Raw genomic sequence first — 14316 nt, forward strand, 5'->3', positions numbered from 1 at the left:
ATGGATATCCAAACCTGGACGTTTATCTTAGTGGGCATCACTTTCGCCCTCTACATCGGCATCGCCATCTGGGCCCGCGCCGGATCAACCAGTGAGTTCTATGTGGCCGGCGGTGGCGTACACCCGGTGGCTAACGGTATGGCAACGGCCGCCGACTGGATGTCAGCCGCCTCCTTCATTTCAATGGCAGGGATCATCTCTTTCGTCGGTTACGACGGCGGGGTATACCTGATGGGCTGGACGGGCGGTTACGTGCTGCTGGCACTGTGCCTGGCGCCTTACCTGCGTAAGTTCGGTAAATTTACGGTGCCGGATTTCATCGGCGATCGTTACTACTCGAAAACGGCGCGTATGGTGGCTGTCTTCTGTGCCATCTTCATTTCCTTCACCTACGTGGCCGGTCAGATGCGTGGGGTGGGCGTGGTATTCGCCCGCTTCCTGGAAGTTGATATCAACATGGGTATCATCATCGGGATGGCCATCGTGTTCTTCTACGCCGTGATGGGCGGGATGAAAGGGATCACCTACACCCAGGTTGCTCAGTACTGCGTGCTGATCTTCGCCTTCATGGTACCGGCTATCTTTACTTCTCTGATGATGACCGGCAGCCCGATTCCACAAATTGGGATGGGCTCAACCCTGACAGGTACCGAAACCTTCCTGATGGACAAACTTGACGGCCTGACCGCGGAGCTGGGCTTCACCTCCTACACCGACGGCTCGAAAAGCATGGTCGATGTCTTCTTCATCACCGCGGCGCTGATGGTAGGTACAGCCGGTCTGCCACACGTTATCATCCGTTTCTTCACCGTACCACGCGTTAAAGATGCACGTATCTCTGCCGGTTGGGCACTGCTGTTCATCGCGTTCCTGTACACCACCGCTCCGGCAGTAGCCGCTTTTGCCCGCGTGAACATGATCACCACGGTGAACGGCCCTGACATGCAAGGTGTGCCGGTTGAGCAAGCACCAAGCTGGGTAACAAACTGGGAGAAAACAGGTCTGGTGACCTGGGAAGATAAGAACGGCGACGGCAAGATGTTCTACTCCGGCGATGAGCGCAACGAGATGAACATCAACCGTGACATCATCGTACTGGCAAGTCCTGAGCTGGCGAAACTGCCGAACTGGGTAGTTGCTCTGCTGGCAGCCGGCGGCTTGGCCGCTGCACTGTCTACCGCTGCCGGTCTGCTGCTGGTTATCTCCACCTCGGTTTCGCACGACCTGCTGAAGAAAGGCTTCAAACCCAATATGACCGATAAACAGGAACTGCTGGCCGCACGGGTGGGCGCAGGTCTGGCTATCATCGGTGCCGGTTACCTGGGTATCAACCCTCCGGGCTTCGTGGCTCAGGTGGTGGCATTCGCCTTCGGTCTGGCTGCCGCCTCGTTCTTCCCGGCGATTATTCTGGGCATCTTCTATAAGAAGATGAATAAAGAAGGCGCAATTGCCGGCATGCTGTCAGGGATTTTCTTTACCGCAGCGTACATCATCTACTTCAAATTCATTAATCCGGCCGCCAGCACGCCTGAAAACTGGTGGTTCGGCATCAGCCCAGAAGGCATTGGTACACTGGGTATGTGTCTGAACTTCGTGGTATCAATTGTTGTGAACAAGTTCACTGCCGAAGTACCGGAAGATGTACAGGAAATGGTTGAATCTATCCGTTATCCAAAAGGGGCCGGTGCCGCGCACGATCACTAATCGGGCCCGCCACACCGCCATCCTCAAAAGCCGACGCCACGCGTCGGCTTTTTTCTTGCCTTTCTCTGTGCTTTTTCCTTCTGCTTCAACGCCGCCTTTCTGCTTTTTCGCCACACGGAACGTTCACAAGGATTGCCATCCCGAAAATTAAATGATAATAATTATCATTACATAGCATGTATGGAGCCACTATGGACAGCCACGCTCACCTCTATAACGCATTTTTTAAAGCGCAGGATCGGTTTCAGGATTACTCATCCCCTCACGGTTTTGAGCCGGATGTTATTCACGAATACCTTCATTGGGGTGTGCTGCTGGCAGCCAGCCACGAACACGGGGCTGAACAGGAAAATGCCCTGTTGTGTGAGCTGTTCCTGCGTCAGCTGTATCGCCATTTTCTCGAAGCCATTGCCGACCCGCAGCGCAGCCACATCTTTCGCCGGGTGTGCCTGGACTCCATCCATGTCCCGCTACTGACCCTGAAGCGTTATTACGACCAATTCGAAGACGGGGATATCCGTTTTCTGGCCTTACAGCAACAACTGCGCGGCGTACAGGCGCCGCTCGACTGACAACAAGGAGCCGCAATGAACCAGACTTTCCGTACCGAAACTGACAGCATGGGCGAGGTGCAGGTCCCCACTGACGCACTGTATCAGGCCCAGACCCAGCGGGCGGTCGATAACTTCCGCTTCAGCCGTCACACCATGCCGGCCCGATTCATTCAGGCGCTGGCTTACATCAAACAGACGGCAGCACTCACCAATGCTCAGCTCGGTTTGCTGGAAGGTGATATAGCCACTGCCATTGAGGAAGCCTCACAAAACATTATCGACGGCCAGCATCTGGCGCAGTTCCCCATTGATGTCTTTCAGACCGGCTCCGGTACCAGCTCAAACATGAATGCCAACGAGGTGATTGCGACACTGGCGAGCCGAACACTCGGCGGGGATGTCAGCCCGAACGATCACGTCAATATGGGCCAGAGCAGCAATGACGTGATTCCTACCGCGATACAGGTCAGTTCTGCGCTGGCTCTCGAACAACAGCTGCTACCGGCCCTGCAGCATCTGATTGCAACACTGGAAGCCAAGAAAAACAGCCTCAGCCACGTCGTGAAAACCGGGCGCACCCACCTGATGGATGCCATGCCGGTGACCTTTGCCCAAGAGCTGGGAGGCTGGCAGTATCAGATCAGCCACGCCAAAGCGGCCATCGAACAGACCTTGCCTGCGGTCAAAGCCCTGGCCCAGGGCGGCACCGCCGTCGGGACCGGCATCAACGCCGATCACCGCTTTGCCGGAGCGTTTGCCGATAACCTGTCGCAGGCCACCCGGATCCGCTTTTCCACCAGCGAGAACTTCTTCTTCAACCTCAGCAGCCAGGATGCGATCGTCGCCCTGTCCGGTCAGCTGCGCACGACAGCAGTAGCGATCATGAAGATCGCCAACGATCTTCGCTGGATGAACTCCGGCCCTCTCGCCGGGCTGGGCGAAATTGAGCTACAGGCGCTGCAACCCGGATCCTCCATTATGCCGGGCAAGGTCAACCCGGTGATCCCGGAAGCCGCCGCCATGGCAGCCGCCCAGGTGATCGGGAATGACGCGACCATCACGGTGGCCGGCCAGTCCGGTAACTTCCAGCTGAATGTCATGCTGCCGGTGATTGCGCACAATATTCTGGAAAGTATTGAACTGCTGGCAAACAGCGCCACAGCACTGGCCGATAAAGCCATTGCGACCTTCACGGTGCGTCAGGATAACCTAGATGTCGCGCTGGCCAAGAACCCGATTCTGGTCACCGCACTCAATCCGGTGATTGGCTACCTGAAAGCCGCCGCGATTGCCAAACGAGCCTATCAGGAGGGCCGGGCCATTATTGACGTGGCAGAAGAGGAGACCGATCTCAATCGCGCAACCTTGGAACGCCTGCTCGATCCGGCCAAGCTGACTCAGGGTGGCGTCGCAGAGTAGCTGTGTCCGCGGCCAATTTCAGTGGCCAGTGACCTTGCTGTCTGTAAATATGAAGAGACCGCCCGGAGGCGGTCTCTTTGATGCATGCAGCTAATGGGATCAGATACACGTTTTTGATAGCCAAAGAATGATTTTTCTCATGCCGTTTCTGTGACCCGATTGAGCACGGAGCGTAACTTAAGCGGCTTCACCGGTTTGGCGATAAAGCTGAAGCCATTGGCCTGTATCCCCTCCATCATCGCATCCGTGCGATCGGCACTGATGATCACCCCGGCAAACCGGTTCCCTAGCCGCAGGCGGCACTGCTGCAGCACTTCCAGCCCGGTGCGACCATCGTCCAGCCGGTAATCGGAGAAAATCACATGCGGTAGCCAGCCGTCCTCCAGCGCTTTGAGGCTGTCGACGATATCGGTCGCGGTTTTCACCTCACAGCCCCAGCGGGCCAGCAGGTTTTCCATCCCGACCAGAATGTCCGGCTCGTTATCGACACACAAAATTCGCAAGTGACTGAGATCTGAATGGCTCTGGCTGGCCGCCGGTGGGACGACCTGAGGCAAGGCCGCTTTGTCTTCCTGATTCAGGGTGATAGAAAAGACACTGCCTTTGCCGTGCCACGAGCGCATCGAGATCTGATGACCAAGCACCTGGGCAATCCCTTTTGATATCGCCAGCCCCAGCCCCAACCCCTGATCGGAGCGCACCTGGGTGCCACGGTTAAACTCCTCGAAGATTTCCAGCTGCTTCTCTGCTTCAATCCCCATGCCGTTATCCCAGACATCAATACGCACCTGCCCATTAATCCGGCGCGCCCCCAGCACCACTTTACCGCTGGGGCTGTAGCGAAACGCATTAGTTAGGAAGTTCTGTACAACCCGGCGCAGTAATTTGGGATCAGACTGCACCACCAGCGAGGTCGGCACCATGGTAAACGTGATGCCCTGCTGTTTAGCCAGTGCACTGAACTCGGCGTTCAGGTTCGCCAGCACATCATTGAGAGCAAAGGCATGCACATGGATATCCAGCTTGCCGGATTCCAACCGCGAGATATCCAGCAGATCGCCAATCAAATCTTCGGCCGCACCCAGTGCACTTTCAATATGATTGGCCAGCTTGCGGGTTTCCTTGTCAGCCGCGACCTCAGATAACGACGAGGCAAACAACCGCGCGGCATTGAGCGGCTGCATCAGATCATGGCTTACCGCCGCCAGAAACCGGCTCTTGGATTTGGTCTGCAACTCGGCATGCTGGGTGGCGACCACCAACTGACGGTTGAGGGATTCCAGCTCACTGGTTCGCTGACGCACCCGCTCTTCCAGCGTTTCGTTGGCTTCTTTCAGCGCCTGCTCGGCATTGCGGAACTCCGTGATGTCGGTAAAGCTCATTACGAAGCCACCGCCCGGCATGGGATTCCCCTGCACCTCAATCACCTGGCCATCCTGACGCACCCGCGATGAGGTATGGGCCGTTCCCCGCTTCAGGTGCTCGACCCGTTTGGCGACATGTTTTTCCGGATCGCCGGGCCCGCACAGCCCCAGCTCGGCGTTATGGCGGATCACATCCGCAATCGGCCGCCCGACCTGAATCAACCCGGGCGGAAAGCTGAACAACTCCAGGTAGCGCTGGTTCCAGGCCACCAGCCGCAGCTGTTTATCCACTACCGCGATCCCCTGACTGATATGCTCAATCGCGCCTTGCAGCAGGCCGCGGCTGAAATCAAACAGCTCCGAGGCTTCGTCGACGATGGTCGCCACTTCCTCCAGCTGCATCTTGCGGCCCTGCAGCGCTGAGGTCAGTACCAGCCGTGCTGATGACGCCCCGAACACCCCCGCCAGCACCCGCTCGGTATGGCGGATCAAGGTCGAGGGCGCCTGTTGCTGCGGCAGCAGGGATTCATCGTGCTGCTCGCCGTACTGCCGGAACGCATAACGCACCCGCTTACGTCCGACAAACCGCGCCGCCAGCATTTCCAGTTCGGCCACCGTCACCCGGGTCTGGTACAGGCTGGCATCGCCGCTTTCCGGCAACGGCGCCCCGACAAAAGAGGCCGCCTGTAACCGCTCGGTCAGAGACGAGCGGGTCACCAGGGAAACGCCGATATAAAGGATGATGTTCACCACCAGACTCAGCAGCATCCCCCAGTCCACAGTCGAAAGCTCATGCAGGACCGGCAGCGACGGCGGCGTCAGCAGCCACAGCAGCAGGTTGGTATCCGCACTGCCGGCCAGCATGTTGGTCTGCCCCATCATGGTCACCGCCCAGATGGTGATCCCGCCGCACAGTCCGGCGTACACGCCATTGCGGTTCCCTTCCCGCCAGTAGATGCCACCCAGCAATGCTGGGGCAAACTGAGCGATAGCAGCAAACGACAGAAAGCCGATCGCCGACAGCGACGGGATAGCGCCCAGAACCTGATAGAACCCCCATGCTGCCAGCAACAACAGGACAATCAGCGCCCGGCGAATATTGAGCAACAATCCGGAAAAGGCCGAGAAGTTACGTCCCGAGATCCGCAAACGGCGCAGCAGCAGCGGCAGCACCAGGTCGTTGGACACCATGATTGCCAGCGCGATAGTCGAGACAATCACCATCCCGCTGGCCGCGGAAGTCCCGCCAAGGAAAGCCAGTAGCGCGATGCTGTCGACCCCTTTTTGCAGCGGCAGATTAATCACATAGGTATCCGCCGCTATGTGAGGCAACAGGGCCTGTCCAGCCAAAGAGAGAGGGATAACAAACAGTCCCATCAGAAACAGGTACAGCGGAAACACCCAGCGCGCTTTATGCAGATCCTGCGCCCGTTCATTTTCCACCACCGTGGTGTGAAACTGCCGCGGCAGACAGACAATGGCCGTCATGGTCAGCAAGGTATGAATCAGCAGACTGCCAATCTGAGGATTGGCCGGTTGCAACAGGTCAGCCGCAGCGCTCCCCAAGTTAGGAATGTCCACCAGTAGGGCGACCGCAAACACCCCGACAATCAGGAACGCCGCCAGTTTGACCAGCGACTCAAAGGCCACCGCCATCATCATGCCGCGGTGGTGCTCAGTGGTATCAATGTGTCGGGTTCCGAACAACACGGTGAACACTGCCAGCGCCCCAGTGACCATCCAGGCGATATCGGATTTACCGGTACCGAGGATCCCCATTTCCTGGCCCAGCCCGGGGGCGACCTGCTCCAGCCCCATGGTGATCCCGCGCAGCTGCAGCGCGATATACGGCAGAATACCGACCACCGCAATCAGGGTCACCAAGACTGCCAGCCCCTGCGATTTGCCGTAGCGGGCCGCGATAAAGTCGGCAATGGAGGTGATATGTTCCCGTTTCGCGATCAGTATCAGCCGCGCCAGAATGCGCCAGCCAAACGTGAAGACGAGAATAGGAGCGATGTAGATCGGCAAGAATGACCAGACATCGTGGCTGGCCTGCCCCACGGTGCCGTAAAACGTCCATGAGGTGCAGTACACCGCAATTGAAAGGCTGTAAATCCACGGCCGCCAGCGCGCCATCCATTGCTTATTCCGATCGCCGTACCAGGCGATCCAGAACAGCAGCACCAGATAAGCCAGCGTCACCGGCACGACAATCCATCCCTGTGCCATGCGTTATCCCTAATCCATATTGTAGATTTAAAAAATGAGAGCCCAGTGTAGCTAAACACCGGGCTCTCACCAATCAGGAGGATCACAGTTCTGGATGGCAACGTCCTGAAGTCACCAGTGAATCAATCAGTTATCCTGAACCAGACTGCGACGGGGCATGTCTTCAATTTTCATGAACAGTGCCGGTACCCCCATCAGCGCCATCAGCCAGAAAATATCCGCGCCCCACAGGCCATACAGCCAGCCGCTCAGTGCGGTCATCAGCGCCATAAACGCCCCCATCGGCAAGGCGTTATAGAGTGCCTGCAGGGCCACCATCTGGTTGCTCTGCGCATGCTGGATATAACGGATAGTCGCCAGGTGTGCTGCCGCAAAAGTAATGCCATGCAAGGCCTGAGCCGCAAACAGCACCGGCAGCTCAGTCATGGTTGCCGTCAGTCCCCAGCGAATCATCACCCCCACCGCAGCCAGACGGAACATGTTAGCGACGCTCCAGCCCGCAAACAGGCGCTTACTGATCGCAAACACGGCTACTTCGGCGACCACGCTGAAGCTCCACAGGTAACCGATCACATCTTCGCTGTAGCCCACATCTTTCCAGTAAATGGCACTGAAGCTGTAATACGCCGCATGGCTGCCCTGCAGCAGCGCAATAATCGTCAGGAACTGGATCACTTTCGGGTCACGCAGCATCTGCATCAGCGCCGGGCGCGGCGCATCATGGCTGCCCGGCTCTGACACCGGCAACACGGTCGGCTGACGGACCGTCAGCACCAGCGCGGCGACCAAACCAGCCGCAGCTACCCAGGGAATCACCGCTGGCGAAAATTCAGCGGCCGCCAGACCTACCACGGTAGAACCGGCGATAAAGGCGATCGAGCCCCATAACCGGGTACGGCCATAATCCAGATGGCCTTCTTTGGCATAGTGATTGGCCAGCGCATCGGACAGCGGTACAATCGGCCCAACCATCATATTGAAAAGTACAGTGACGATAGTTAGTGCCCACAAACTTCCGCCGCAATAAATATAGGCAACACAGGTTGCCAGCGCCGCCAGACCAAACCAGCGCAGGGCCGGAATCAGGTGCTCCACCTTATGAATGCGCGGGGTGATCACCAAATTGGCCAGACAGCGAACGCCGAAGCCCAGCCCCAGCAGCAAGCCGATATTTGACGCACTGACTTCCAGATACGCCAGCCACAAAGCCCAGAACGGCAGGTAAACACCGTAATTGAAGAAGAAACCAATTAAATATTGGGAGGTCCAGCCAAAAGGGCTACTTCGAAACATGCCATGTCCTATCAAACTAAATAAAGAGCCTGATGTGGCAGTCCTGTCACCGAACTGCCGCTCCAAAAGGCACCTATTATGCCCAGTTAAGCGCATCCTCCCAATGAAATTATTCCACTGATTTCATTTCTCTTTGCGGAAGATCAACCTTATCAGCGCCCCAAGCTAGACTAAAGTCGTCTGGCATCCGCTCGCTTTCCGACAGACACTGCATATATGGTCTGATGCCTGCCTGGAGAGCCTGCATGTCCGATAGCTTTGACACGTCCCTTCCCCCGTTTGATCGCCTGACCCCGGATCAGCAGCACCGGCTGATTGATTCGCTGGATGTCGCCTATTACCGGCATGGTGAAACCCTGATTGAAGCAGGCAGCGCCTGCGATCAGCTGTTCATCATTATCAAGGGCAGTGTCGAGGAAAGCAGCGCCGACGGCAAAGAGGTCTTCGCGCACTACACCACTGATGACATGTTTGATGTCAGGGCGCAGTTGGAGTCGCATTGCCGCCACCGCTACCGGGCACTTGAAGATACCCTCTGCCACCTGCTGCCACGCGACGTATTCCAGGATCTCTACCACCACAACAGCCAGTTTGCGGCCTACTTTGCCACCAGCCTGGCCCGCCGCCAGCAACTGCTGGAAGAAGCCCAGCGCCAGCAGAACCTGGCTGAATTTATTCTGACGAAAGTTGACGATGACAACATTCAGCCTTGCCTGATCCTTCCGCGGCACTGCTCGCTGCAGACGGCTACCGAGCAGCTGCAACAGCAACGCTCAGATGCCGCGCTGGTTGAAGCGGGGGACGGGCAGCCCTACGGCATTATTACCCGTACCAACCTGCTCCACGCCGTGATGCTGGAAGGTTATCCGCACGATGCCTCGGTCGGGCAGGTCGCGACCTCGCCGGTGATCAGCGTCAATAAAGGGGATTACCTGTTTAACGCAATGCTGGCGATGACCCGTCACAAGGTCAAACGGGTCTCGGTCGTGGACGGCGACAAACTGGCCGGGATGCTGGATCTCACCCAGGTACTGAGCCTGTTTTCCACCCACTCCCATGTACTGACGCTACGGATCGCCCGCGCATCGACGATTGAAGAGCTGGCGCTGGCGGCTGGCAGCCAGACCCGCTTGGTGGAAACCCTGTTTAATAACGGCATTCACACCCGGTTTGTAATGGAGCTGATCGCCACGGTAAATGAACAGATTATTGAAAAAGCTTTCCAGCTGGTGGTGCCGCAGGCACTGCACAACCATTGTTGCCTGATCGTCATGGGCTCGGAAGGCCGCGGCGAGCAAATCCTGAAAACCGACCAGGACAACGCCCTGATCCTGGCCGACGGGGTCGACTGGCCGGGGCTGGCCGAGGTCATGGAAACCCTGACCCACACCCTGCACCAGCTTGGCTACCCACTGTGCCCGGGCAAGGTCATGGTCAACAATCCGAAATGGGTGAAGACGCAAAGTGAGTGGTTACATACCCTGAAAGACTATGCCTTTGAGGGAAATGAGGAAACGATGATGGATTTGGCGATTCTGGCTGACAGCCACGCCGTGGCCGGTAACCGTGAGTTGCTGGCTCCGGTCAAACTCCGCCTCCACGAACTGATGGCCGAGCAGGAGCTGCTGCTGGCCACCTTTACCCGCCCGGCCCTACGGTTCAGCGTTCCGCTGTCCCTGTTTGGCAAGCTCAAAGCCAATAAGGACGGGCTCGACATCAAGCAGGGCGGCGTTTTCCCTATCGTCCACGGTATCCGGGCACTGGCGCTGGAAAACGGCATTGAGGCCAACAACACCTTCCTGCGCATCGAACAGCTGGAGGCGCGCAAAGTCCTCGAACCCTCGACCGCCTCCAATCTCAGCGAGGCCCTCAAGCTGTTCATTAAACTGCGTTTGCGGCAGCAACTCGACCAACAGGCCGGTGGCATGCAGCAGCACCTGAAAATCGAACCGCTGAGCCGGGCCGAGCGGGATCTGCTGCGCCACAGCCTGCACGTGGTGAAAAAATTCAAAGAGTGGCTCGGCTATCACTATCAAATCCGGGACTAACCGACGGGAGGCCTGCGCATGAACGTACTAAGACGCTGGTGGTACCGCCACCGGCTGCGACACAGTGAATACCGCGCGCTGTTCGAGCGTTATCGCGGCGACGAACTGGTCTCGCTGGACTGTGAAACCACCAGCCTGGATCCGCACAGTGCCGAGCTGGTGACGATTGCCGCCACCCGGATTCGGGCCAACCGGATCCTCACCAGCCAGTCGATTCACCTGACCCTGCGCGCCCCGGCCAGTCTGGATGCCGGCTCCGTGGCTGTCCATCGGATTCGCCATCAGGATCTCAATCAGGGGCTGGATGAGCAGCAGGCGCTGGCCAAGCTGCTGGATTTCATCGGTAATCGCCCGCTGGTTGGCTATCACATCCGTTATGACAAGACGATCCTGGACCGCTATTTCCGCCGCCATTATGGCTTTCCGCTGCCCAACAAACTGGTCGAGGTCAGCCATCTGTATCACGAGCAACTGGAGCGCCAGCTGCCCAATGCCTATTTCGATCTGAGCCTGGAAGCGATCAGCCGGCATCTGGATTTACCGGTGATGCCCCGTCACGATGCCCTGCAGGACGCCATTACCGCCGCCTTAATTTATGTTCGTTTAAAACACGGCGATCTGCCGCACCGCTATCTGCCCCATACTCAAACCCACTGAAAAAACAGCGTTTCGGTGATGCCATCCTCTTGTGCCAGCGCAAGTTTTCGACTGTAACGCCCCTGAAAACACGGGGGCAATCCGCATTTTTCACCCTCTCATCCTAAAGTCTAATTGTGGCTGGCAGCGTTCTGTCAGAAGTTAGTTATTACGCAAGGGATATCCTGCATACCGAATTATCCGGTCCGGAACGGACACAGACGGAACACAAGGAGAAGAGAATGAGTGAGGTTCATGTGTATCCAGTAAACCAGAACATCGCTGCCAGCGCCCACGTCACTGACGAACAGTACCGCGAAATGTACCAGCAGTCGGTGATTAATCCGGAAGGTTTCTGGCGCGAGCACGGTAAAATCGTTGACTGGATCAAGCCGTTTAGCAAAGTGAAGAACACCTCGTTCGATACCGGCCATGTCAACATCAAGTGGTTTGAAGACGGTTCGCTGAACGTCTCCGCCAACTGTATTGACCGCCACCTGGCAACCCGCGGCGACCAGCCAGCGATTATCTGGGAAGGTGACAATCCGGCTGATGATGCCATTCTGACTTACAACGAACTGCACGAGCAGGTCTGTAAATTTGCCAACGCACTGAAGAGCCAGGGTGTACGTAAAGGTGACGTGGTTTGCCTGTACATGCCGATGGTTGCGGAAGCCGCCGTGGCAATGCTGGCCTGTACCCGTATCGGTGCGGTTCACACTATCGTGTTCGGCGGTTTCTCTCCGGAAGCCCTGGCCGGCCGTATTACTGATTCCAATGCCAAAGTCGTGGTTACTGCCGATGAAGGCCTGCGTGGCGGCCGTGCCGTTCCGCTGAAGAAAAATGTGGATGATGCCCTGGCGAGCGATGACGTGACCTCTGTTGAGAAAGTCATTGTCTTCAAACGCACCGGCGGCAACATTGAGTGGCACGCTGACCGTGATGTCTGGTGGCACGAAGCGACAGCGGTTGCCTCTGCGCACTGTGAACCGGAAGAGATGAATGCCGAAGATCCGCTGTTCATCCTCTACACCTCTGGCTCCACCGGCAAGCCAAAAGGCGTGTTGCACACAACCGGGGGTTACCTGGTGTATGCCACCATGACCTTCAAGTATGTCTTTGATTACCAGGAAGGCGATGTGTACTGGTGTACAGCCGACGTGGGCTGGATCACGGGTCACAGCTACCTGGTATACGGTCCGCTGGCCAACGGGGCGACGACCCTGCTGTTCGAAGGCGTTCCAAACTACCCGTCCACCAGCCGCATGAGCGAAGTGGTCGACAAACACAACGTCAATATCCTGTACACCGCGCCAACCGCGATCCGCGCCCTGATGGCCAAAGGTGACGAAGCCATTGCCGGCACCAAGCGTACCTCGCTGCGCATCATGGGCTCAGTCGGTGAGCCGATTAACCCGGAAGCCTGGGAATGGTACTACCGCACCATCGGTGACAGCCGCTGTCCGATCGTGGATACCTGGTGGCAAACCGAGACCGGCGGCATCCTGATCACGCCACTGCCGGGCGCAACGGCTCTGAAACCGGGCTCGGCAACCCGTCCGTTCTTCGGCGTTCAGCCTGCGCTGGTCGACAACATGGGGAACATTCTCGACGGTGCCAACGAAGGTAACCTGGTGATGATTGACTCCTGGCCGGGACAAATGCGTACCCTGTGGGGTGACCACGAGCGCTTTGAGCAAACCTACTTCTCGACTTTCCAGGGCATGTACTTTACCGGTGACGGCGCCCGTCGTGACGAAGACGGCTACTACTGGATCACTGGCCGGGTGGATGACGTACTGAACATTTCCGGCCACCGTATGGGCACCGCAGAAATCGAATCAGCCCTGGTCGCGTTCGACAAGATTGCCGAAGCCGCGATTGTAGGGGTACCGCATGACATCAAAGGCCAGGCCATTTACGCCTACATTACGCTGAATGACGGGGTGATCCCGAGTACCGAGCTGCATAAAGAAGTAAAAGAATGGGTGCGCAAGGAAATCGGGCCGATTGCCACGCCGGACTTCCTGCACTGGACAGATGCCCTGCCGAAAACCCGCTCCGGTAAGATCATGCGTCGTATTCTGCGTAAGATCGCCACCGGTGATACTGCCAGCCTGGGGGATACCTCGACGCTGGCTGACCCAAGCGTGGTGGATAAGCTGATTGCAGAGAAACAAAAAGTGCTGTAATTTGCTGCTAGAAGCACAGAAAAGCCGCCAAACAGGCGGCTTTTTTGATCTACCGCTAAAAGTCACCGGCTCACTCTCGCGAATCCTTGTCTCGCCAGCCAGACTCAATCATAGTGCCTGACGGGCCGTCAGCTGACGCTCCCCGACTCTCCTCTTTGTCGCCAAACGGCGTACACGTGTACAAGAAAAAGTGCGGTGATTAGACCAGTATTTTGCTGCGATTTGCGGTGAATTCTCTATAATTGCTCAGCAAGCATGTTTTGGCAGTATAAATCGGCACGCAAGGAAGCAAGGTTGCAAGTTTTTTGCACGTTGCTAGAGTTAAACCTCTAAAACAAGTGAAATAACGTCAAGATGTCGACCAATCAACGAATTTTATTGATCAATGGCCCTAACCTCAATTTGCTCGGCACCCGTGAACCGGGGCACTACGGCCAGCAAACTCTGGCGGATATTGTGGCTAACCTGACTGCCAAAGCACAAACGCTGGGCGTGACACTCGAGCACATCCAGTCTAACGCGGAGCATGAGCTGATAGAAGCTATCCATCACGCTCAGGATCGCGTCGATTTCGTTATTATCAACCCGGCTGCCTTCACCCATACCAGTGTGGCCATCCGGGATGCCCTGCTGGGTGTTGCCCTGCCGTTTATCGAGGTGCACCTGTCTAACGTTCACGCCCGTGAGCCGTTCCGCAGCCACTCTTACTTCTCCGATAAAGCAGTAGGCGTGATTTGCGGACTGGGCGCAGACGGATACGAATTTGCCCTGCAGGCAGCAGTACGCCGCCTTAACGCCGGCGACTGATCATGATTTTTGCCCTGTGAGCAATGCCGGACATTGCCTTACAGCCGCCCACTGAACATCAAAAGAG

Annotated in this window: 9 protein-coding genes; 7 read left to right on the plus strand and 2 right to left on the minus strand. The window is 57.0% G+C overall.

The annotated features are described in order from the left end of the window. The 3 genes from FH974_RS14795 to FH974_RS14805 all read left to right on the plus strand — a co-directional run bounded on the left by FH974_RS14795 (window position 1) and on the right by FH974_RS14805 (window position 3677). The gene (locus FH974_RS14795) at window positions 1–1704 is read left to right on the plus strand and encodes a sodium:solute symporter family protein (protein WP_047885261.1); all 1704 of its coding nucleotides are present in this window, start codon (window positions 1–3) and stop codon (window positions 1702–1704) included. A gap of 191 nt (window positions 1705–1895) precedes the next feature. Beyond that, entirely contained in the window at window positions 1896–2276 is a 381-nt protein-coding gene (locus tag FH974_RS14800) for a hypothetical protein (protein WP_207103373.1), read from the plus strand. 15 nt (window positions 2277–2291) lie between these two features. After that, window positions 2292–3677: a class II fumarate hydratase gene (locus FH974_RS14805; protein ID WP_207103374.1), complete on the plus strand. Its 1386-nt coding sequence runs from the start codon at window positions 2292–2294 to the stop codon at window positions 3675–3677. A 137-nt stretch (window positions 3678–3814) separates the two neighbouring features. On the opposite strand, the gene FH974_RS14810 is transcribed toward FH974_RS14805, so the two are convergent. Together FH974_RS14810 and FH974_RS14815 are read right to left on the minus strand one after the other, a co-directional pair. After that, window positions 3815–7273, minus strand: a complete 3459-nt coding sequence (locus FH974_RS14810) for a PAS domain-containing hybrid sensor histidine kinase/response regulator (protein ID WP_207103375.1) — start codon at window positions 7271–7273, stop codon at window positions 3815–3817. A gap of 126 nt (window positions 7274–7399) precedes the next feature. Next, the gene (locus FH974_RS14815; protein WP_047885264.1) at window positions 7400–8566 is read right to left on the minus strand and encodes a 3-phenylpropionate MFS transporter; all 1167 of its coding nucleotides are present in this window, start codon (window positions 8564–8566) and stop codon (window positions 7400–7402) included. Window positions 8567–8811: 245 nt separating this feature from the next. Between FH974_RS14815 and FH974_RS14820 the strand changes: the two genes are divergently transcribed. The 4 genes from FH974_RS14820 (at window position 8812) to aroQ (ending at window position 14249) form a co-directional block, all read left to right on the plus strand. Further along, window positions 8812–10614 carry a DUF294 nucleotidyltransferase-like domain-containing protein gene (locus FH974_RS14820; RefSeq protein ID WP_207103376.1) on the plus strand — a complete coding sequence of 601 codons (1803 nt, stop codon included), beginning with the start codon at window positions 8812–8814 and terminating at the stop codon, window positions 10612–10614. Between the two features lie 18 nt (window positions 10615–10632). Beyond that, a complete protein-coding gene (locus FH974_RS14825; RefSeq protein WP_047885266.1) occupies window positions 10633–11271 on the plus strand; it encodes a 3'-5' exonuclease in 639 nt (212 codons plus the stop codon). Window positions 11272–11492: 221 nt separating this feature from the next. After that, window positions 11493–13442, plus strand: a complete 1950-nt coding sequence (gene acs, locus FH974_RS14830) for an acetate--CoA ligase (protein WP_207103377.1) — start codon at window positions 11493–11495, stop codon at window positions 13440–13442. 354 nt (window positions 13443–13796) lie between these two features. Next, the gene (aroQ, locus tag FH974_RS14835) at window positions 13797–14249 is read left to right on the plus strand and encodes a type II 3-dehydroquinate dehydratase (protein ID WP_047885268.1); all 453 of its coding nucleotides are present in this window, start codon (window positions 13797–13799) and stop codon (window positions 14247–14249) included. Window positions 14250–14316: the final 67 nt, after the last annotated feature.

Source organism: Photobacterium ganghwense, assembly GCF_017329545.1.
Taxonomy (GTDB): domain Bacteria; phylum Pseudomonadota; class Gammaproteobacteria; order Enterobacterales; family Vibrionaceae; genus Photobacterium; species Photobacterium ganghwense.